This is a genomic window from Mesorhizobium sp. AA22, from assembly GCF_001672375.2.
Classification (GTDB): domain Bacteria; phylum Pseudomonadota; class Alphaproteobacteria; order Rhizobiales; family Rhizobiaceae; genus Mesorhizobium; species Mesorhizobium wenxiniae.
The window spans coordinates 4,403,419-4,424,230 of the sequence record NZ_CP048406.1 but is presented as its reverse complement, the minus strand read 5'-3'; the positions used below and the strand labels follow the sequence as shown (position 1 = coordinate 4,424,230).

General features: G+C 62.6%; 19 protein-coding genes. 8 read left to right on the top strand and 11 right to left on the bottom strand.

Translation table 11 applies throughout. The features are described 5' to 3' along the window. Positions 1-23: 23 nt before the first annotated feature. A complete protein-coding gene (locus tag A9K68_RS21415; RefSeq protein ID WP_065008022.1) occupies positions 24-566 on the top strand; it encodes a hypothetical protein in 543 nt (180 codons plus the stop codon). Positions 567-608: 42 nt separating this feature from the next. Here the strand turns inward: A9K68_RS21415 and rnd are convergent, their stop codons facing one another. The 3 genes from rnd to A9K68_RS21400 all read right to left on the bottom strand — a co-directional run bounded on the left by rnd (position 609) and on the right by A9K68_RS21400 (position 3,774). Next, entirely contained in the window at positions 609-1,760 is a 1,152-nt protein-coding gene (rnd, locus tag A9K68_RS21410; protein ID WP_065008023.1) for a ribonuclease D, read from the bottom strand. A gap of 100 nt (positions 1,761-1,860) precedes the next feature. Then, complete coding sequence (locus A9K68_RS21405; RefSeq protein WP_065008024.1) at positions 1,861-3,105, bottom strand: MFS transporter; 1,245 nt, start codon at positions 3,103-3,105, stop codon at positions 1,861-1,863. Between the two features lie 165 nt (positions 3,106-3,270). Next, positions 3,271-3,774 carry a DUF3280 domain-containing protein gene (locus tag A9K68_RS21400; protein WP_163603057.1) on the bottom strand — a complete coding sequence of 168 codons (504 nt, stop codon included), beginning with the start codon at positions 3,772-3,774 and terminating at the stop codon, positions 3,271-3,273. Positions 3,775-4,033: 259 nt separating this feature from the next. On the opposite strand from A9K68_RS21400, the gene aspS reads away from it, so the two are divergent. Next, a complete protein-coding gene (gene aspS, locus A9K68_RS21395; protein ID WP_065008026.1) occupies positions 4,034-5,824 on the top strand; it encodes an aspartate--tRNA ligase in 1,791 nt (596 codons plus the stop codon). 268 nt (positions 5,825-6,092) lie between these two features. On the opposite strand, the gene A9K68_RS21390 is transcribed toward aspS, so the two are convergent. Beyond that, positions 6,093-7,283 carry a hypothetical protein gene (locus tag A9K68_RS21390; protein ID WP_065008027.1) on the bottom strand — a complete coding sequence of 397 codons (1,191 nt, stop codon included), beginning with the start codon at positions 7,281-7,283 and terminating at the stop codon, positions 6,093-6,095. A 264-nt stretch (positions 7,284-7,547) separates the two neighbouring features. Between A9K68_RS21390 and parC the strand changes: the two genes are divergently transcribed. Together parC and A9K68_RS21380 are read left to right on the top strand one after the other, a co-directional pair. After that, positions 7,548-9,800: a DNA topoisomerase IV subunit A gene (gene parC, locus A9K68_RS21385; protein WP_065008028.1), complete on the top strand. Its 2,253-nt coding sequence runs from the start codon at positions 7,548-7,550 to the stop codon at positions 9,798-9,800. A gap of 284 nt (positions 9,801-10,084) precedes the next feature. After that, on the top strand, positions 10,085-11,293 hold the full coding sequence (locus A9K68_RS21380; RefSeq protein WP_065008029.1) for an AI-2E family transporter: 1,209 nt from the start codon (positions 10,085-10,087) through the stop codon (positions 11,291-11,293). Here A9K68_RS21380 and A9K68_RS21375 read toward each other — a convergent pair. From A9K68_RS21375 to A9K68_RS21365, 3 genes are all read right to left on the bottom strand, one after another. After that, positions 11,281-12,177, bottom strand: coding sequence for a DMT family transporter (locus A9K68_RS21375; RefSeq protein WP_065008030.1), 897 nt, complete (start codon positions 12,175-12,177; stop codon positions 11,281-11,283). The two genes, A9K68_RS21380 and A9K68_RS21375, sit on opposite strands and share 13 nt — an antisense overlap. 127 nt (positions 12,178-12,304) lie before the next feature. Then, a complete protein-coding gene (locus A9K68_RS21370; RefSeq protein ID WP_029353973.1) occupies positions 12,305-13,069 on the bottom strand; it encodes an arginyltransferase in 765 nt (254 codons plus the stop codon). 135 nt (positions 13,070-13,204) lie between these two features. Continuing rightward, entirely contained in the window at positions 13,205-13,675 is a 471-nt protein-coding gene (locus tag A9K68_RS21365) for an RDD family protein (protein WP_065008031.1), read from the bottom strand. A gap of 198 nt (positions 13,676-13,873) precedes the next feature. Here A9K68_RS21365 and sthA point away from each other — a divergent pair, with 198 nt between their 5' ends. Further along, positions 13,874-15,262 carry a Si-specific NAD(P)(+) transhydrogenase gene (sthA, locus tag A9K68_RS21360; RefSeq protein WP_065008032.1) on the top strand — a complete coding sequence of 463 codons (1,389 nt, stop codon included), beginning with the start codon at positions 13,874-13,876 and terminating at the stop codon, positions 15,260-15,262. A 9-nt stretch (positions 15,263-15,271) separates the two neighbouring features. Here sthA and A9K68_RS21355 read toward each other — a convergent pair whose 3' ends face one another. After that, a complete protein-coding gene (locus tag A9K68_RS21355) occupies positions 15,272-15,946 on the bottom strand; it encodes an alpha/beta hydrolase (RefSeq protein WP_065008033.1) in 675 nt (224 codons plus the stop codon). 204 nt (positions 15,947-16,150) lie between these two features. On the opposite strand from A9K68_RS21355, the gene opgC reads away from it, so the two are divergent. Continuing rightward, a complete protein-coding gene (gene opgC / locus A9K68_RS21350) occupies positions 16,151-17,326 on the top strand; it encodes an OpgC domain-containing protein (RefSeq protein ID WP_065008034.1) in 1,176 nt (391 codons plus the stop codon). Positions 17,327-17,336: 10 nt separating this feature from the next. Here opgC and A9K68_RS21345 read toward each other — a convergent pair whose 3' ends face one another. Beyond that, positions 17,337-18,419: a LacI family DNA-binding transcriptional regulator gene (locus A9K68_RS21345; RefSeq protein ID WP_065008035.1), complete on the bottom strand. Its 1,083-nt coding sequence runs from the start codon at positions 18,417-18,419 to the stop codon at positions 17,337-17,339. A gap of 141 nt (positions 18,420-18,560) precedes the next feature. Here A9K68_RS21345 and A9K68_RS31390 point away from each other — a divergent pair, with 141 nt between their 5' ends. Next, on the top strand, positions 18,561-18,704 hold the full coding sequence (locus A9K68_RS31390; RefSeq protein ID WP_082982370.1) for a hypothetical protein: 144 nt from the start codon (positions 18,561-18,563) through the stop codon (positions 18,702-18,704). A 61-nt stretch (positions 18,705-18,765) separates the two neighbouring features. Then, a complete protein-coding gene (locus A9K68_RS31385; RefSeq protein ID WP_082982346.1) occupies positions 18,766-18,927 on the top strand; it encodes a hypothetical protein in 162 nt (53 codons plus the stop codon). Positions 18,928-18,976: 49 nt separating this feature from the next. On the opposite strand, the gene A9K68_RS21340 is transcribed toward A9K68_RS31385, so the two are convergent. After that, positions 18,977-19,351 (bottom strand): DUF423 domain-containing protein, encoded by a 375-nt coding sequence (locus A9K68_RS21340; protein ID WP_065008036.1) that lies wholly within the window; start codon positions 19,349-19,351, stop codon positions 18,977-18,979. A 41-nt stretch (positions 19,352-19,392) separates the two neighbouring features. Further along, on the bottom strand, positions 19,393-20,652 hold the full coding sequence (locus A9K68_RS21335; RefSeq protein ID WP_065008037.1) for a multidrug efflux MFS transporter: 1,260 nt from the start codon (positions 20,650-20,652) through the stop codon (positions 19,393-19,395). Positions 20,653-20,812: the final 160 nt, after the last annotated feature.

Here is a 20,812-nt window from a genome sequence, read left to right as displayed (position 1 = left end):
AATCCGCACGAAGCCTGACGGCAATGATGCTGCGGCTGTCGCGCCACGCTGCCGCGCTCTGTTTTGCCTGCGCGGCGGTTTTCGTCGCCATGACCGCGATGGAATTCCTCTATTTCCGCCAGCTGAGTGGTGGCCTGCCGTCACTCGATTTGTGCTGGACCGGCTTCACCCCGGATGAGGGCATGGCCTGGCTGACGGCGCTCGGCCGGCGCGGCAGCGAGATCATTCTGGTCTGGCACTACCTGACCTTCGACCTCTTGTTCCCGGCGCTGCTGTCGCTGACGCTGGTCAGCTTGATCCTGGCCACGGGGCGGCGGCTGAAGAACTTCCGGGCTCTGCCCGCGCAGCTCCAGTCGCTGTTCGCGCTTGTCCTGGTGCTGCCCTACACGCTTGCCGATTATGCGCAGAACATCGCTGTGGCCCGCCTGCTCTCGGATTTCCTGTCGGCCAATCCGGATTCGCTGTCCTTCGCCTCGGCGCTGATCGTCACCAAATTCGCGCTTCTGGCGATACCGGTGATCGTCATCGCCGTTTTCCACCTGACCGGTCAGCCGCGCCAGCGTTGACTTTCCTTCTCCCACAACAAAGGGAGAAGGATGTGGCAGACGTTACAAATCGAACAGCGCGATCTTGCGCTTGTCGAACTTGATCGCAATCTCGCCGCGCACCAGTTTGAGCGCGGCCTCGCCGAACACGGCGCGTCGCCAGCCTTGCAAGGCCGGCACGTCGGCGGCCTCGCCCTCGGCGGCGATGCGGTCGATGTCGTCGCTGGAGGCCAGCACCTTCGAAGCGACGCCCTCCTTTTCGGCGACGATCCGCAACAGGACTTTCAACAATTCCGCGGCGGCATTGGAGCCTTCGGGCGGCTGAAAACTCTTCGGCAGCTTCGGCATCTCTGCCCTGGGCAAGGCAAGCGCGCTGTTGATCGCGCCAAGCAGCGCCGTTGCCGTCGCCGACCGTTCCCAACCCTTCGGCGTGGTGCGCAGCTTGCCGAGTGCTGCCGCATCGCGCGGCGCCTGCTGCGCTACCTCGTAGATGGCGTCGTCCTTGAGCACCCGGCCGCGCGGCACGTCGCGTTCGCGCGCCTCGCGCTCGCGCCATGCCGCCACCGCTTGCACGATCGCCAGCTCCTGCGGCTTGCGCAGCCGCATCTTCAGCCGCTTCCAGGCATCCTCCGGATGCGGATCGTAGGTCTCACGCGCAGTCAGCACCTCCATCTCTTCGTTCAGCCAATGAGCGCGGTTTTCCCGCACCAGTTCGGCGCTGAGTCGCTGGTAGACCTCGATTAGATGGGTGACATCGGCGAGCGCGTAGTCGAGCTGCTTTTCGGAAAGCGGCCGGTGGCGCCAGTCGGTGAAACGTGAGGACTTGTCGAGCCGAGCGCCGGTGATCTTCTGGACGAGCTGATCATAGGAGACGCTGTCGCCGAAGCCGCAAACCATCGCCGCCACCTGGGTGTCGAACACCGGATGCGGGACCAGGTCGCCGAGATGAACGATGATCTCGATGTCCTGGCGCGCAGCATGGAAGACTTTGACGATGGCCTCGTTGGCCATCAGCCTGAAGAACGGCTTCAGGTCGATATCGGGTGACAGCGGATCGATCAGCGCCGTCACCCCGGGCGCCGCCATCTGGATCAGGCAGAGGATCGGCCAAAACGTCGTCTCGCGAATGAATTCGGTGTCGACGGTGACGAAATCCGACTTTTCGAACGCGGCAACAGCGGTCTCAAGTTCTTCTTGGGTTGATATGACGTGCATCAAATCGCTTTTGGCAAAAGGGGGTAAGGTCTCCTTCAATTTCAGCCGCGCGGGCTTTCGTCAAGCGGCAGCCCCGGGTTCAAGACATAGGGGGCCATCATCATTGCTTCGCAGGCCCGTCGGAATCATCGTTGCGCTTGGCTAGCCGGGCGAAGACCGTCGATGTGCGCAAAAGGCCGATGAAACGGCTGCGATGGCCGGCCGGCACGCCCGATCGCACCTGCATCCGGTACAGGATGACGATGACAAAGATGGCGTAGACGATGGCGGTGAACACGAACAGCGCGCTTGGCCCGAAATATTGCATCGCCGTCGAGGCGGCGAACGGCCCGCCAATGGCGCCGAAGGAATAGAACAGCATCAGCGCCGCGTTGACCAGCACAAACTCGCCCTTGTCGGCGCGGTCGTTGGAATGCGCCGCCGATAGCGAGTAGAGCGGCATGGCGAAGCAGCCGAAGATGAAGACGATCACGAAGTTGAGCGACGGGTCGCTGCCCGCCCAGAACACCAGCGCCAGCGATACGAGCATCGCGCAGCACGTCGTGATCAGCAGCACGGAACGCCGGTCCCAGCGGTCGGACAGATAGCCGAGCGGATACTGGATGATGGCGCCGCCGAAGATGCCGACACTGACGAAGGTGACGACGTCGGTAACCGACATGCCGATCTGTTCGGCATAGACCGGCGACAATGTGCGGAAGGCGCTGTTGGTGACACCGACGGCAATGCAGCCGAAGCAGCCGAGCGGGGAAATCCGCCAGACGCGGGCCAGGTCGAGCTTCACGTCCTCCGGCGGGGTCGGGTTGGAGCGGTCGCCAAGCGACACCGGCACCAGCGAGAGCGTGATCATGATCGACATGACGGCGAAGATGGCGAAACCGCCGGCGCCGACGATCGGGATCAGGAACTGTGCGCCTGTGACCGAACCGATGTCGACCATCCGGTAGATGGCCAGCACCCGCGCGCGATCCTTGTTGGCTGCCCCGGAATTGAGCCAGGCTTCCATGATGGTGAACAGGCCGGCGAAGCAGAAGCCGCCGGCGAGGCGCAACACGCACCACATGACCGGGTCGACGACCAGCACCAAAAGCAATGTCCCGGCGGAAGCGATCGCCGCCAGCGCGGAAAAGGCGCGGACATGGCCGACGGCCTTCATGATGTGGGTGACGGCGAGGCAGCCGAGCAGGAAGCCGGCGAAATAGAACGTGCCCATCAGGCCGATGGTCGAGGCCGAAAATCCCTCCTGCGCACCGCGCAGCGCGATCAGGGTGCTCTGCAGGCCGTTGCCGCCGAGCAGGATGCCGGCGGCAATAAGGAGCGGGATCAGCGGGCGCATGGAGGACATGAAGGACGGCCTGTCGTTGATCCTTCTTGAACCATCGCCCGCGCCAATGCCAGCTGCAATTCCCGGCGATTAGCAGACCAGCGCCGACAATCAGTTTCTCGGTTTGATTTTTAGCTGAGGGGCGATCTTTCGCGTTCCCGATGGCGCGCTGGGGTGGTGGGCGTCCTACCGCAGAATTCTGTTTGTCATCAGCCATTTCACGGAGCGGGGCCACGCGTGGTTCGGACCCATGCGAAGATCGGTAAAGCCCTGCGAAACAGGTTTCCCGGTTTCAGCGTCGAGGATGCGAATGAACATGGTATGTTCTGTTCGGTTGACGCGTGTTACGACGCCGAGCAAGGCAAGAGATGCGCCGTGCTCTTTGGCGATTTTGCTTTCACAGCCACCGCAATTGCGCAATCCGTGCGGTGCAACCGCCTGCTCATCTGTCGCCGGCGCATCAACCACTGTAAAACGTCCGGACTGGGAGAGCATGTCCTTCGCCACTTGTGCCGACTCGGACAGATAGCGCCTATCGTGTTCATCCGGCTGAATTATTCCCGCCCCAGCGCTCTTGTCCTCCAATTCGAATGGAAACACCTCGATTGACATCGGCTTTGTCTGAGCGTGTGCAAATGCGCAGGTGCCAACAAGCAGCGTCACCAGGACAGTCAATGTGCGAATGCTCATGGTAGTCCTCCCGTCCGTGTAATGGCCATTGTACACCGCTTGACCCCCCGATCACGATCAAGCGGAGCAAATTTTACGCTTTGACTGTGGTGTGGAGTTTTCACACAGCCAGGGTTTCCAAGTCGAAGTTCAAACCGAGAGATGCTGCCCGTGCGCCGCCTGCCTTGACAAAGGCGGCCTCTCATGTGCTTTTCGCCCAAATTTTCGGGCCGGGCCATCATGCCTTGGCCGCAATCAACATCCGGACTTATCAATGACAATGCATCGTTACCGCAGCCATACCTGTGCCCAGTTGAGGAAGAGCGACGTCGGCTCTTCCGTTCGCCTGTCGGGCTGGGTGCATCGCGTGCGCGATCATGGCGGCCTGCTCTTCATCGATTTGCGCGACCACTATGGCCTCACCCAGATCGTCGCCGATCCGGATTCGCCGGCCTTCAAGATCGCGGAGACGGTGCGCGGCGAGTGGGTCATCCGTGTCGACGGCGAGGTCAAGGCGCGCCTGGCCGAGACCGCGAACGCGAACCTGCCGACCGGCGAGATCGAGGTTTTCGCGCGCGAGATCGAAGTGCTGTCGGCGGCCAAGGAACTGCCCCTGCCGGTGTTCGGCGAGCCGGATTATCCCGAGGACATACGTCTCAAATATCGCTTCCTCGATCTCCGCCGCGACACGCTGCACAAGAACATCGTGGCTCGTACGAAAATCATCGCCGAGATGCGCAAGCGCATGGGCGAGGTCGGCTTCACCGAATTCTCGACCCCGATCCTGACCGCTTCGTCGCCTGAAGGGGCGCGTGACTTCCTGGTGCCGTCGCGCATCCATCCCGGCACCTTCTACGCGCTGCCGCAGGCGCCGCAGATATACAAGCAACTGATCATGGTTTCGGGCTTCGACCGTTACTTCCAGATCGCGCCGTGCTTCCGCGACGAGGATCCGCGCGCCGACCGCCTGCCGGGCGAATTCTACCAGCTCGACGTGGAAATGAGCTTCGTCGAGCAACACGACGTGCTGGCGACCATGGAGCCGGTGATGCGCGGTGTGTTCGAGACCTTTGCCGCCGGCAAGCCGGTGACGCAGGAGTTTCCGCGCATCGCCTATGACGTCGCCATGCGCAAATACGGCACCGACAAGCCGGACCTGCGCAACCCGATCGAGATGCAGGCTGTCTCTGATCATTTCCGCGGTTCCGGCTTCAAGGTGTTCGCCAATATCCTCGCCAACGACCCGAAGGCCGAGGTCTGGGCCATTCCGGCCAAGACCGGCGGTTCGCGCGCCTTCTGCGACCGCATGAATTCCTGGGCGCAAGGCGAGGGCCAGCCGGGCCTCGGCTATATCTTCTGGCGAAAGGAGGGTGAGAAGCTCGAAGGCGCCGGGCCGCTCGCCAAGAACATCGGCGAGGAGCGCACCGAGGCGATCCGCCAGCAACTCGGTCTTGCCGATGGCGACGCCGCCTTCTTCGTCGCCGGCGACCCAAAGAAATTCGTCTCGTTCGCGGGCGCGGCGCGCACTCGCGCCGGCGAGGAGCTGAACCTTGTCGACCGCGACCGCTTCGAACTGTGCTGGATCGTCGACTTTCCCTTCTTCGAATGGAACGAGGACGAGAAAAAGATCGATTTCGCCCACAATCCGTTTTCCATGCCGCAAGGCGGCATCGACGCGCTCAATGGCGAGGATCTGCTTGGGATCAAGGCGTTCCAGTATGACATGGTCTGCAATGGTTTCGAGATCGCGTCTGGCGGAATCCGCAACCATCTGCCGGAAACCATGGTCAAGGCGTTCGAGACTGTCGGGCTGGACCGCGAGACGGTCGAGGAGCGCTTCGGCGGCCTCTACCGCGCCTTCCAGTACGGCGCACCGCCGCATGGCGGCATGGCGGCCGGCATCGACCGCGTCGTCATGCTGCTGGTCGGCGCCAAAAACCTGCGCGAAGTGACGATGTTCCCGATGAACCAGCAGGCCTATGACCTGTTGATGAGCGCGCCGTCGGAAGCCAGCCCGCAGCAGCTCCGCGATCTATCGCTGCGCGTCGCCGTGACCAAGAAAGAGGCTTAAAAACCTCCAGCAACCGATTCTAAACACTGTCGGTCTGCGCTGCCCCTTATTGCCCTGCCGGGCATTTCTCCCCGTATAGTGACGGGGAGAAAGACGCCGTCACGAATGGTTTCGCCAGCTGCCTGCGTTGCAAAATTGGCGCCAAGGTCGCGGCCATTTCCCTTCTCCCCGTCACTATACGGGGAGAAGGTGCCGGCAGGCGGAGGTGGGGCGACGCTGACACTTCCAATGTAAGCGCATTTTTCAGAACCGGCCAGAGACGTGCCGGTCAGTCTTCGTTCGCCTTGACCGTCACGCCAAGCGTCTTCGGCAGGTCGAGCGGGTTGGACATGGCGCCCGCCATGATCAGCGCGAACGGCACTGCCGCCGGCGGCTCGGCCAAGATCTCGAGGCTCTGCGGATCGTCGAGAAATTTGCCGACTGCCGCCGACACCTGCGCCGTCAATTCGGGATTGTTGAGCTGCGCCATGCCGAAAGGCACGATCGCCTTGGCCTGGTTGGCGATGTCCTTGCCGGACATGCCTTGCTGCTTGCCGACGTAGTCCAGCACCTTGTTGGTCAGCGAATCGTCGTCGAAGCGAATCGAAGCGCTGTTGAATGAAAGCTGCTGCAGGACGCCGAGCATGGCCATGCCTTGCGCCGAGTTGTCGGCGCCTTCGGGCTGAGCCGCTATCTTCTTCTGCATCTCCTGCAGCGACTTGATGACGTCCAACGTGTATCCGCCGAGACCGAAGGTCATGCCAAGCGTTCCGGCATTGTCGACGGAGATGTCGTATTTCGACAGCTCCATCTTGCCGTCCGCAGGCTGCCAGGTGCCCTTCATTTCAAGGTTCCCGGTGATGTTCTGGTAACCGAGCGCGTTGATCACGTCCTTGGACTTCGGGTCCTCGACCAGCGTCAGGTCGGCATTGAACTTTTCCGTGGTTCCGGAAAATTCCATCGCCTTGCCGTCGGCCGGTGGGGTGATTTCGATGGCGAGTCCGTCCATCGAGAATGCGGTCTTGTCGGCAACCTTGACCGTCATGTTGTCGAGTTCGGCCGATTTATACATCATCATTGAGCCCAGCGGGCCTGTGGCGCCGTCGGCCGGAACCGTCATGCAGTGGATGATGAAGGGGCTGAGGTCGACCGTGACGCCGTCCTCGCTGTGCCGGAACGCCGCAGTCGAGACGGTTTCGATTTCATAGCCGCCATTGGCTTCGGTCACGCCTTCGAGTGTGACGTCGCCGATCTTGAACGCTTCCTTTTCGGCCGCCGGTTTGAAGGCCACGCCTTGCAGCACCATGCTGGAGGCATCGCCCGTCACCCCGGTCCAGGAGATGTCGACGCCCTGGGCGGCGAGAGCCGCCTTCAGCCGGTCGGCGACCGCCGCATCCTGCGCCAAGGCCGCGTTCAGCGGCAGCGTCAGCAAAAACGTCGAAAAAGCAAGTTTGTTGAGTGTCGAGCGTCTGATCGTCATCGCAAGTCCCCTGAGAGTGTCCTGAAGATTGTTTTTTCAACTCGTTGCGCCGTCACCCTTCCGTGATGAACTGGACGGGAAAAAGGCGTTCTCCCGCACAATGGTCGAAAACCATGGCGAAAGGCAAATCCGATCCATTGCCATAGAGCCGGGATGTAACCGATTGATGTTGGTCGGCGCAGCAGTGCATCCAGTTCGTGTTGCGGAAGGAGGCGCAGTCAAGCGCCTCTTGCCGCGAATCACCCGCTCGGCTAGTCCCAGCCCATGGGAAAAAGGCTTTTGCCGCCTGGCGATGGCGGTGGCGACAACATCGAGCCGGTCGATCTGAAGAAAGCGCTGGAAGAGCGCTATCTCGCCTATGCGCTGTCGACCATCATGCACCGGGCGCTGCCGGACGTGCGCGACGGGCTGAAACCGGTCCATCGCCGCATCATGCATGCCATGCGGCTGCTCAGGCTCAACCCCGACCAGGGGTTCGCCAAATGCGCCCGCATCGTCGGCGAGGTGATGGGCAAGTTTCATCCGCATGGCGACCAGTCGATCTACGACGCGCTGGTGCGGCTGGCGCAGGATTTTTCGATGCGCTATCCCCTGGTCGACGGGCAGGGCAATTTCGGCAATATCGACGGCGATAACGCCGCCGCCATGCGCTACACCGAAGCGCGCATGACCGATGTGGCGACCGAGCTGCTGTCCGGCATCACCGAGGATGCGGTCGACTACCGGCCAACCTACAATGAGGAGGACGAGGAGCCGGTCGTGCTGCCCGGCGCCTTCCCAAACTTGCTCGCCAACGGCTCGTCCGGCATTGCCGTGGGCATGGCGACCTCGATCCCGCCGCACAATGCCGCCGAGCTCTGCGACGCCGCGCTGCATCTGATCGAGAACCCCGATGCGCCGGTGACGGCGTTGATGGACTTCGTCCAAGGTCCGGATTTTCCGACCGGCGGCATCATCGTCGATAGCCGGGCCTCGATCCTCGAAGCCTATGAAACCGGTCGCGGTGGTTTCCGCCTCCGGGCGAAATGGAGCCAGGAGGACCAGGGCAGGGGCACCTGGAGCATCGTCGTCACCGAAATCCCCTACGGCGTCCAGAAGGCGCGGCTGATCGAAAAGATCGCCGAGCTTCTGATGGCGCGCAAATTGCCGCTGCTCGAAGACATCCGCGACGAGAGCGCCGAAGACGTCCGCGTCGTGCTGGTGCCGAAGAGCCGTTCGGTCGATCCCGGCATCCTGATGGAATCGCTGTTCAAGCTGACCGAGCTCGAAAGCCGCTTTCCGCTCAACATGAACGTCCTGTCGCGCGGCAAGATACCCAACGTGCTGTCGCTGAAAGGCGTGCTCAAGGAATGGCTGGAGCACCGCCGCGAGGTGCTGATCCGCCGCTCCAGGCATCGCTTGGCCGAGATCGAAAGGCGGCTGGAGATCCTCGCCGGCTATCTGATCGCCTATCTCAACATCGAAGAGGTGATCAGGATCATCCGCGAGGAGGACGAGCCCAAGCAAGTGATGATGGCGCGCTGGTCGCTCACCGACAACCAGGCCGAAGCCATCCTCAACATGCGGCTGAGGGCCCTGCGCAAGCTCGAGGAATTCGAGATCCGCAAGGAATTCGACGGCCTCACTATCGAGAAAAAGCAGATCGAGGCGCTGCTTGCGTCCGACGCCAGGCAGTGGTCGACGATCAAATGGGAAGTCTCCAGCATCCGCGAGAAATTCGGACCGGAGACCGAGCTCGGCAAGCGCCGGACCCAGTTCGCCGACGCGCCCGAACATGACCTGACCGACATCGCCCATGCGATGATCGAGCGCGAGCCGGTCACCGTGGTCGTTTCGGAAAAGGGCTGGCTCAGGGCGATGAAAGGTCACCTGACCGATCATTCGTTGCTGACCTTCAAGGAGGGCGACAGCCTCAAGCTCGCCTTCCACGCTCAGACCACCGACAAGGTGCTGGTCTTCACCACCGGCGGCAAGTTCTACACGATCGGAGCCGACCGGCTGCCGGGCGGGCGCGGCCATGGCGAACCGATCCGCATCATTGTCGACATGGACAACGACCAGGACATCGTCACCGCCTTTGTCCATGATCCCAAACGCAAGCTGCTGCTGGTGTCTCACGACGGCAATGGCTTCATCGTGCCGGAAGAGGAAGTCGTCGCCAACACCCGCAAGGGCAAGCAGGTGATGAACGTCAAGGCGCCCGACGAGGCCCAGCGCTGTGTGCCGGTCGCCGGCGACCATCTCGCCATCGTCGGCGAGAACCGCAAGATGCTGGTCTTCCCGCTCGCCGAGATCCCTGAGATGGGTCGCGGCAAGGGCGTTCGCCTGCAGAAATACAAGGATGGCGGCGTCCTCGACCTCAAGACCTTCGCGCTCGCAGGCGGTTTCTCCTGGCAGGATTCGGCCGACCGCACCTTCGTCAAATCACGCGAAGAGCTGATTGAGTGGATCGGTGCTCGAGCCTCGGCCGGACGCATGGTGCCGAAGGGATTCCCGAGGGCGGGGAAGTTTGGGTAGGTAATCTCCCCCCTTGAGGGCCCCTTGAGGGCCCCTTGAGGGGAGATGGCCGGCAGGCCAGAGGGGGTCCCCGCGCATAAAGCGCCAGCCTCCCTGTTCGCAATAAGAGGTCGCGCCTGAACGTCCCGACCCCTCTGTCGCCCTTCGGCGACGTCTCCCCCTCAAGCGGGGAGATTAGCGCCTCCATGCAAACATTTGGAATGTCGTCACGATTGCTGCACTATCATGGTACATAAGCATCGCTACATAAGGCGGGGACACACGCCTTTGGGAGAAATGGGCATTTGAAAGAAGCCAGGATTAAGAAACCGGAAGGGCAGCAGCGCTTGTTCGGCCTGTCGACGCCGGTCAGATCCGCGGTCATTCCGCCGCTGTCGGCGGCGCGCTGGCTCCTGGTGCTGATCGTTGCCGCCGGGGTCTATTTCTTTCATGGTTTCCTGGTCCCGGTGCTGGCTGCTCTCGTCATCGCCTTTGCCAGCTGGCCGCTCTATCGGCGGCTGCTTGCTGCTGTCGGCGGCAACCGCACGATCGCCGCGACATTGGCGATCCTGTTCATCCTCACTTTCCTGGTGGTGCCGATCGCGCTCGCCGGCGCCTACGCCAGCAACGAAGTCCGCGAATGGGTCGGCTGGGCGATCGAGACCAACCGCGAAGGCGCGGTGACGCCGCACTGGATCGCCACGCTGCCTGTGGTGGGCGACTGGCTGAACGAGCAGTGGACGCGCAATCTCGGCCATCCGGGCGGCATCGGCGAACTGATCCAGCTGATCAGCGGCGCCAACATCGGCAGCATTTACCGCGGCGTGCTGGCCGCCGGCGGCAGCGCCTTCGGCCTTCTGCTGGCGCTGCTGTTCATGATGATCGCGCTGTTCTTTGCCTATCGCGACGGCGAGCATTTTGCCGGGCAGGTCGACCGTCTCGGCGAACGCATCCTGCCGACCAGGTGGGAGCGGATTTCACGCGTCGTGCCGGCGACGATTTCCTCGACGGTAACCGGCATGACCATTATCGCCATCGGCGAGGGGGTAGTGCTGGGCGTGGCCTACTGGCTGGCCGGCGTGCCGTCGCCGGTGACGCTCGGCGCCCTGACCGGCATCATGGCCCTGATCCCCGGCGGCGCACCGCTGTCCTTCACGCTTGTTTCGATCTATCTCGCTGCCAGCGGCTCGCCGATGGCCGGGTTGGCGCTGTTCATCTGGGGGAGCGTCGAACTGTTCATCGTCGACAAGACATTGCGCCCGAAACTGGTCGGCGGCCCGATAAAGCTGCCGTTCCTGCCGACCTTTTTCGGCCTGATCGGCGGCGTCAAGACGATGGGCTTTCTCGGCCTGTTCATCGGCCCGGTGCTGATGGCATTGCTGGTCGCGATCTGGCGCGAATGGCTGCGCGAGGTGGAATTGGCCGACGAACTCGCCCCCGCAGCACCGGCGGAGATGGAAGGGTCGCCGCCGCAAATCGAAATCGTTGCCGAGAAGAAGTCTCAGGCCGGGTGACTGACCGCAAGGCTTGCGCGGCGCTTGCGCCCCTCATGCAGCTGCCACAGCGAATGGGCGACCAGCGTGACGATCAGGATCGCGCCGCCGATCAGGCTGTTGCGCGACGGCGTCTCGGCAAAGATCATCCACATCCAGACCGGCGCCAGCACGGTTTCGAGTAGATAGAACATCGCCACTTCCGGTCCCGAAATATATTTCGGCCCGTTGGCGAGGCAGAAGAACGAGATCGGCATGATTACGGCGCCGTTGAAGATGATCCACCACGGCGCGTTCACCTGAAGGCCTTCGCCTGAGACCATGAACACTGCGACGGCCAGGGGCAGGATCACGCCGACCAGCGATGTGAACCCCATGTCCTTGCCGCTGGCGCGCGAGATGGTGATGGCCAGCGCGATGAAGAAAGCCGAGCACAGCGCCATGAGATCGCCGAACAGGTGCCCGGTGCCGATCGAATCGCCGACGATGATCGCGACGCCGACAATCATGACCAGCATCGCGGCCACCGTGACCAGTCGTGGCCGCTCCCTCAGGAACAGCCAGGACAGCAGTGCCGCGAACACGGTGTTGAAGGCCAGGATGAAGACCAGATTGGCGGTTGTGGTATAATAGATGCTGGTGACGAAGGTGACCGAGGTCAGCCCATAGCATATCGCGACAACGAGCCCCGACCAGCCGGGGACGAGCTGCGGCGCGTTCCTGCTCAGCGAGCGCCAGACGGCCCAGATGATCAGCGCCGCGACCAAGGTGGTGCCTGTGCGCAGCAGGAGGATCGTCCACGCGCCGCCGTCGGCGAGCCGGATCAGTGGAATGTCGATGGTCAGCATCAGCCCGCCGATGGCGGTGATGAGAAGGCCCTTCTGGTGATCGTTGTGGGACGACATGGCAATTCTCGCAATGATGTGGAGGCAGGCGCAAAATTGGCCCAGCGTCTGTCGTTCCAGCCAAGCGGCCGAAAACCAGCGGCATCCTCCTTGAAACAGTTTTAAGGATGGTTGGCGAAAGGGCGGATCAGCGCGAAACCGCTTCGTGGTCGTAGCGTTCCCAGCCTTTCGGGCCGAGATGCTCCTGCGGCATGAAGCGCATCTTATAGTTCATCTTGCGCGAGCCGTTGACCCAGTAGCCGAGATAGACATGGGGCAAGCCCATCGCCCTGGCGCGGGCGATGTGGTCGAGGATCATGAAGGTGCCGAGCGAGCGGTCCTCGAAGTCCGGATTGAAATAGGAATAGACCATCGACAGGCCGTCGGCCATCTTGTCGGTGAGCGCCACCGCGATCAGCTCGCCCTGGCCCTTGCCGGTGATGAAGCTGTCGGGGCCGCGGCGCCGGTATTCGATGACCTTGGTATCAACATGGGTGTCCTCGACCATCATGGCGTAGTCGAGCACCGTCATGTCGGACATGCCGCCGCGGCGATGGCGGGCATCGAGATAGCTGCGGAACAGCGAATACTGCTCGGTGGATGGCTGCGCGTCGTGCATGGCGCCGATGAGGTCTGAATTGTGCTGTATCACCCGCTTCATGTTGCGGCTGGCAGTGAATTCCTGGGCCAGGATGCGTACCGAAACGCAGGCGCGGCAGGTCTCGCAGGCCGGCCGGTAGGCGATGTTCTGCGATCGCCGGAAGCCGCCTTGCGTCAATAGGTCGTTCATCTCCGGTGCCTTGTCGCCGACCAGATGCGTGAACACCTTGCGCTCGAACTGGCCCTCAAGATACGGGCACGGCGACGGCGCGGTCAGGAAGAACTGCGGCGACTGGGTAGGATGGTGCGTCATCGAACCTTGGAAACACTCCTGCGAATCATACCTTTGGCGCGCACGGCGAAAAATTCAACAGGATTGTGAAGGCGTGGGTGATCGGAAGCCGTCACTTTGCACACAAATGCGCGCGGGACTCGTAAAAAAGCTGTTTCAGCGGTCACTGCGGCTGACCACCGTGCCCAGCAGCAGGTCGTGCAGCGTGCGCTTGCGGTCGGCAAACAGCGACACCAGAAGGACCAGCGGCGTCAGGATGACGTTGCCGGCCCAGAACAGCACCGAATGCACCACCGCCGTGAGCCCGTCGATGCGGGTGCCGTCCAGACGGTCGAGCCGGATCCCCATCATCTTCATGCCTGTCGTGGCCTGGTCGGCGCTGCCGAGCGTGTTCCAGATGTAGAGGATGGCGACGGCCGGCACGAGGACGGAAAACAGCATCCAGCCGAGGCCGAGTGTCAGAATCCCAAGCAAGAACACCAGGATCGCGAACGGGATGGTGAGCAGCGCGACGATGCAATAGTCGATGATGAAGGCGAGGACACGCCGCGTGCGCACGCCATCATAGGCCCTGATATCATCGAGCCTGGTGGTGATGATTTCGCCGTCGAGAACGCGCGCGTTCATGTCATTTCCTCGTAATCAGGCCCGGGATAGGTGCGGGCCGCCTGGTGTTGAAATGGTGAAGTCTTGCTGCGGAATCAAGATCAAGCCTTTCCGCGACATGCGGTGGGAAGCAGCGCCGGGCACAGCCCGAATCGGTTGAATTTGCAGCGCCGATGGCGTTAGCTTGCCGCAGCGCAACAAAGCGCAGGCGAGGGCGACATGGACTACGACATGCTGGTCATCGGCAGCGGCCCTTCCGGGCGCCGCGCCGCAGTGCAGTCGGCCAAGCTCGGCAAAGCCGTGCTGGTGGTCGACAGGGGCCGGCGGCTTGGCGGTGTCTCCGTGCACACCGGCACCATCCCGTCGAAGACGCTGCGGGAAACTGTGCTCAACCTCTCCGGCTGGCGCGAGCGCGGCTTCTACGGGCGCGGCTACCGGGTCAAGCAGGACATTTTGGTCGGCGATCTGATCGAACGTCTGCACAAGACGCTCGATCACGAGGTCGAGGTGCTGCAGCACCAGTTCATGCGCAACACGGTCAAGAGCGCACGCGCCGCTGTCAAGTTTCTCGGTCCCAACAGAGCGAGCCTGACGACGGACACGGGCGACTATAGCGAAGTCGGTTTTGCGCATGCGCTGATCGCGGTCGGCACCCGCCCGCACCGGCCGCGCGACGTGCCCTTCGACAAGACTCGTGTCTTCGACAGCGACGAGATGCTGGAGCTCGAGCGCCTGCCGCGGACACTGACGGTGATTGGCGCCGGCGTCATCGGCGTGGAGTACGCGACGATCTTTTCGGCGCTCGACGTGCCGGTGACGCTGGTCGAACCGCGCAACACCATCCTCGATTTCGTCGACCGCGAGATCGTCGACGATTTCATCCATCAGATGCGCGACCGCGGCATGACGATCCGGCTGGGCAGTGCGATCAAGGAGATCGCCTCGAAACCGGACTATGCCGAGGTGACGCTTGCCGACGGCCGCACCATACGCTCGGAGATGGTGCTTTATGCCGCGGGGCGCACCGGCAATGTCGGCGCGCTCGGTCTGGACGTGGTCGGCATCGAGGCTGATTCCCGGGGCCGCATCAAGGTCGATCCGCAGACCTTCCGGACCAGTGCGCCGAACATCTATGCCGCCGGTGACGTCATCGGCTTTCCGAGCCTCGCCTCCACCTCGATGGAACAGGGCAGGGTGGCCGCCTGCCATGCCTTCGGCGTGCCCTTGCCGCCGCCGCCGGAAACCTTTCCCTACGGCATCTACGCCGTGCCGGAAATCTCGACCGTCGGCCAGTCCGAGGAGCAGGTGCGCGAGGGTGGCGGCGCGTATGAGGTCGGCGTGGCGCGCTTCCGCGAGACCTCGCGCGGCCATATCATGGGCGTCAACACCGGCTTCCTGAAGCTTCTGTTTTCGATCGAAACGCGCCGGCTGCTCGGCGCGCATATCGTCGGCGAGGGCGCGACCGAACTGATCCATATCGGCCAGGCGGTGATCAATCTCGGTGGCACCGTCGATTTCTTCGTCAACAACACCTTCAACTATCCGACGCTGGCCGAAGCCTACAAGATCGCCGGGCTAGACGCCTGGAACCGGATGGGGCGAGGGTAAAATCTCGGCTCATCGATTTGCCTGCGCGATGACCGTTGCCGGGCCTGCCAGCCATTGCCTGACGATTTCAGCATCCCGATCGCCGATTTCGTGACCGGAGGCGACGGTGTGGGCGTCGACCTCGGCGCCATGCCGGCTGAGCAGTCCGACCAGCGCGAGTGCGAAGGGCCCGTAGGTCAGGTCGGCGGCGCCGGATATGATTGCCACCCGTGTCTTGCGGAGGTCCGCCGGCGGCACCTCGTCCAGCACGGGCATGGGCCGCAGCAACGCTGCTCGCGCGATGAGTTGCGGATGCAGCAGCATCACGCTTGAAACCAGGTTCGCGCCGTTGGAATAGCCGAGAAAAATTGCCCGGGAGAGGTCGAGGCCGTGGCGTTTCGCGGCTTCCGTGATGAAGTCAGCGAAAGCGGCCGCTTCCTTGCGGATGCTACCCTGTTCGAAGCGTATGGGCGAGATGCGTCTGAACCAGCGGAAACCGTCCTCCTGGGCGATACGGCCACGCACTGCCACCAACACCGCGTGCGGTGCGATTTGCTGCCCCAGCGCCACCAGCGTCGTCTCGTCGACACCGGATCCATGTAGAAGAAAAAGGCATTCGCCGGTTGGTTCTGCTGGTCTGTGGAGGCGATAGAAAAACGGCAGGTCGCGCCGCAAAAAGCCGTCGTCCGGAGGTTTTTCGGCCATAGTTGCATCCTTTTGATTTCGCGTTGTTTTTGTTCATTTGCCGGCTTCAAAACGGAATATTTTCGGGCTCCTTCAAAGTTGATTGAACCGGGCGCATTTCAGTCCGTTTGTTCGCGATATGCTCCTGCGGGAGGAATCGAAGCGGTGCGACGGGCGGTCGCATCGATCGCCGGCATGAACAACCAGCTTTGAGGCCTTTTATCGATGACCATGCCAAATTCGGAACGCGATACGCGTATCGATGTGTTCCGCGCTCTCGCTCTGCTGATCATATTTGTCGACCATGTCCCGGGCACGGTTTTCGAAACCCTGACCTACAAGAATTTCGGCTTTTCGGATGCCGCGGAAGCCTTCGTGCTGATCTCCGGGATGTCCGTTGCGCTCGCCTATGGCTCAAAATTCCAGACCGGAAACTGGCTCATGGCGATTCTGAAATTGTGGCGTCGCGCCGGTGTGCTCTATGTCGCCCACATCGTCACGACGATGGTGGTGGTGGCCATTTTCTGCGCGGCGGCGGTGTTCGAGAAGCGGCCGGACATGCTGACGCTGATCAACATCGAACCATTGATCAGGAACCCGCAGCAAGTGCTGATCGGCATCGTCACGCTTGGCCATCAGCTCGGTTACAACAACATCCTGCCGGTCTATGCGGTGCTGCTGCTGATGACGCCAACCTTCCTGCTGTTCATCAGCTACAGGCCCGTGGCGGCGCTCGCGATATCGGGAGCTCTGTGGCTGGTTGCCGGGATCTATCAGATCGCGCCGCCCAATTATCCTGAGCCCGGCTTCTGGTTCCTCAATCCGCTGTCGTGGCAGTTCCTCTTCAACATCGGCCTTGCGAGTATGCTGCATATCAAGCGCGGCGGCACCATTCCGGTCAACCGTTGGCTGCTCGGCACGGCGGCGGTCTATGTCGCGGCGGCATTGATTTGGGTGCACAGCCCGCTATGGGGGCACGTGTCGTGGCTGAACCTGCCCGTGGTCCTGACTGGCTTCGACAAGACATTCCTGTCGCTGCCGAGGCTGGTCCACATCCTGGCGGTGAGCTACCTGATTGTGGCCTTTCCTTCTGTCTCGAACCTGTTCCGCACCAGTCGCGACCATCCGCTCGCCATATTGGGCAAACGTTCGCTGCCGGTTTTCATCGCCGGCACGGTGATCGCTATGGTGGCGCAGGTGATGAAGCTGATCAACCCGGGCGGGTTTGCCTATGACAGTTTGCTGATCGCCGCCGGCATCGCCATGCAGTTCGCGCTCGCTTATTATCTTGAATGGCTGTCGGGTATTGGACGGTCCGGCAAGAGCAAGCCGGTCCGCAATGAGGCGCCGCCTGTCCATACGTCCTTTGGTGTGGGAGCTATGGCGACTAGCAATCCGTAAGCGTCCGGGTTCAAGCTGTTTTGGGCGGCGGTCCGGAAGATGCCCTGATGACAAGCTCGACGCCGAGCGTCTCACGCCGCACCGTGCCGTCGAAATCAAGGATCGTTCGTGCCGCCCGGCGGCCGATCTCGGCGATCGGCTGGGCGATCGTGGTGAGCGCAGGATCGCAAAGCGCCGCGTCCGGCACGCCATCGAAGCCGACGATGGAAACGTCGCCGGGAACCGAGAAGCCACGTGCCTTCAGCCACTCGATGGCGATCATGGCGATCCTGTCCGACATCGCCAGGATGGCGGTGGGCGGCTCGGCCGAGGCGAATACCGTTTCGAGGCCCGCTCTGGTGCTGGCCTCGTCGTTCTCGGTCTCGAAGACCGGTACGCTGGCTGTATCCACGCCGAAGCGGGAGAGCTCCTCGAAATAGCCTGCATAGCGGTCGCGTGTTCCCGTGTAGACCGCCGAGCGGACCTGCTCTGGTGTGACCAGACCGGTGCGACCGTCGGCGAGGGCAAGCGACAGCACGGCGAAACGGCGATGACCAAGCTCCGCCAGATGGCGTGCCGCCATGCGAGCGCCGACGACATTGTCGACTCCGATCGCCGAGACGGTGTCGTCCTCGGAACCGAGCTCGAGCGCCACGAAGGGGAGCTTGCGTTCGCGCGTCAGCTCGACGAGGCGCGGACCTCCCTCGATGCAGAAAAGAATGAAGCCGTCGACCAGGGCGCTCTGGATGTTCCAGGCAAGCTTCTCCTGGTTGCCGGCCGATACCAGCGCGATGCCGGCGCCGGTGGCGTCACATGCCTCGGAAATCCCGGCCATCATCGCGCGGGCGAAGGGGTCGTCGAAGAAATAGGCGAGGGGCTCGGTCGTGGCGACGCCGATCGCGTTGACCTTGCCGGCGCGCAGCAGCCGGCCCTTGGGGTCGGGCCCGGCATAACCCAGCGCCTCGGCGGCCGCCTTGACCCGTTCGCGGACCTCCTCGCGCACGACCTCAGGGCGGCTGAACACGTTGGAGGCGGTGCCGTGCGAAACCCCGGCGGCCTTGGCGATGTCGGCCAGCCGGATGGGTCTTGTATTGCTTTCGGTGGATGACGCCATTTTTTGCCTCCAGACTCCTCTCTAGCACGTTCGTTGGATCGATTCAAATTTTTGCTTGACATCGGTGCGGTTGGGTATATTTTGAATCGATCCAAGTCAAATGCCGACTGTCGATTGGATCGAATCAGGAAGGAGACAGCCATGCACCCCGTCAACTATCTTTTCGAAGACATCTTTCGCAACGACTGGAGCATAACCTCGAACGCGGTGACCCGGACACGGCGCCGCAGGGCCGGCCCGTGGATCCGCGATCTGCGTTTTCTCGTGGAGCGCAAGCGGAGCTGATCGGCACGGCATTTTCGGGCCTGTCGATTGGATCGATTCAAGTTGAAAAAGGAGCCTGGCCATGCATCCGATCAATCATCTGTTCGAAGACATCTATCGCAACTATTGGGGCATCTCGCCGGCCATCGATAGGCCGGAGCGGCGCCGCCTGACCAAGCCGGCTGCACGCAATCGCGACCTGCCGGTCCGGCCCGAACGGCAGGATTGGTCATCGTCTGCCTGATCGTCGTTTGGCGGAAACGGGCCCCGGCCGTTTGCCCGCAGGCGCCATCTCAGGAGCGCGGGCGCATGAGCGCCGAGGCTGCAACCGCCAGCCAGCCGGCGATGAGCAGGGTGCCGCCGATCGGCGCCGACATCGGGAAAAGCCGCGAGCCGACAAAGTCACGGGCGAGGAGATCACTGCAGAACAATACAAGCCCGACAAGAAGGACAAGGCTTGCGCTTCGCAGGATCCGGTTTGCGCCGACGTGGCCGACGGCAAGAAAGACCGGCGCATGCATGAGCAGGAAGGATGCGGCCGTGCCGACGAAAGCGCCGCCCAGGTGCGCGGCCGCGGCGGAGAGTGCCACGCCGGCCGCGCCGCACAGGCCGCCGGTGAAAATGAGAATGCGGCCACTGCCGCTTGCTGGCTGCTCGGCCGTGCTCATGTCTCTGGTCTCCGTCAAGTAATGATAGCTCGCGAACGGTGTCACGACTTGCCAGCCTGCACCAGCATGTCGCGCGCGCGTCGCGACTGGACCACCCAGTTATACGCAGCTCCGCCTGCCATCAGCACGGATGTGCCGAGAAACACCGCGCTCATGCCGAAATGACCGCCGACGAAGCCGCCGAGCAGTGGTCCGGCGACCTGTCCGACATATTGCGCCGAGATCGATAGGCCGAGCACATTGCCGCCGACGCCTTCCGGAACATTGTGGCGGATGACGCTGGTGATGCAGGGCAAAAGACCGCCAAGCGCCAGCCCCATCAGGAAACGCAGGCCGACGAGCTGCCAGCCCTGCGTGACGAAGGCTTGCGGGATGAGCAGCAGCGCCGAGACGGCAAGCGCCCCAATGATGACGTTCCAATGGCCGACGCGGTCGGCGAGTTTTCCGAGACGCGGGGCCGACAGAATGGCGCCAAGTGCTGCCGCCGACATGACGACGCCGGAGATCAGCGTGACGCGGCTTTGATCCTCTATGAGCTGTTGGACGTAGACCGTGATGATCGGCTCGATCGACATTGTGGCGAAGCTCAACAGCGTGCCGGTCGCCAGCATGGCGACGACCGGCCGCTTGTCCGAGTTTTGCGACCAGCCGCGTTTCGGCTTCTCAGTCGATGCTGATTTGTCGGCTACCGGGCGAGGGTTCTCCTCGATGAGAAAAGTCGTTGCCAGGAACGCCAGAAAAATGACGCCGCCGGCGAGCAGGAAGGTTGCGCGGATGCCGATCAAAGGCGGCAGCGCGCCGCCGAGCAGGGGGCCGACGAGGGCGCCTGCGGTGATGCCGGCCGACAGCACGCCAAGCGCCCAGCCTGACCGGTCCTTCGGCGTCTGCATGGCGACGAGAATGGTCGAGCCGGAGGAATAGCCGCCGGCGAAACCGATCAGCAGGCGCAGCAGCACCAACTGCCAGACAGTCTCCACCATGCCGGTCAGCGACATGCAGACGGCCATGCCGAAACTGGCACGCACCAGCATCAGCTTGCGGCCGTAGCGGTCGCCCAGCCGTCCCCACAGCGGCGCCACCAGCGCGGCGGCGAAGAACGTCGCGCCATAGGCGATGCCGGACCACTGCACGATCGCCGCGTGCCCCTCGGCACCCAACTGCTCGACGTAAAGCGGCAGGAAGGGCAACAGCAGCGTCATCGCGACAAGCGTGCTGAACGAGCCGGCAAAGCACACGGCGAGATTGCGGCGCCAGTGGATGTTGTGGGCGCCTTGCGTGGCAGGGGTGGCGTCTTGCGGCATGTCCTGTCCTGTCCGGCAAGTCTGTCGGCGGCTTGCTGCAGATACCGTTTTGGGATACCAAGTTGGTATCCGTCATGGACGCAAGCTCGACGGCTGTCAATGCGGCGCTCTCAACGCTGAGCAGCGACCAGATAGCCAGAACAAATAGCCAGAACGGAAC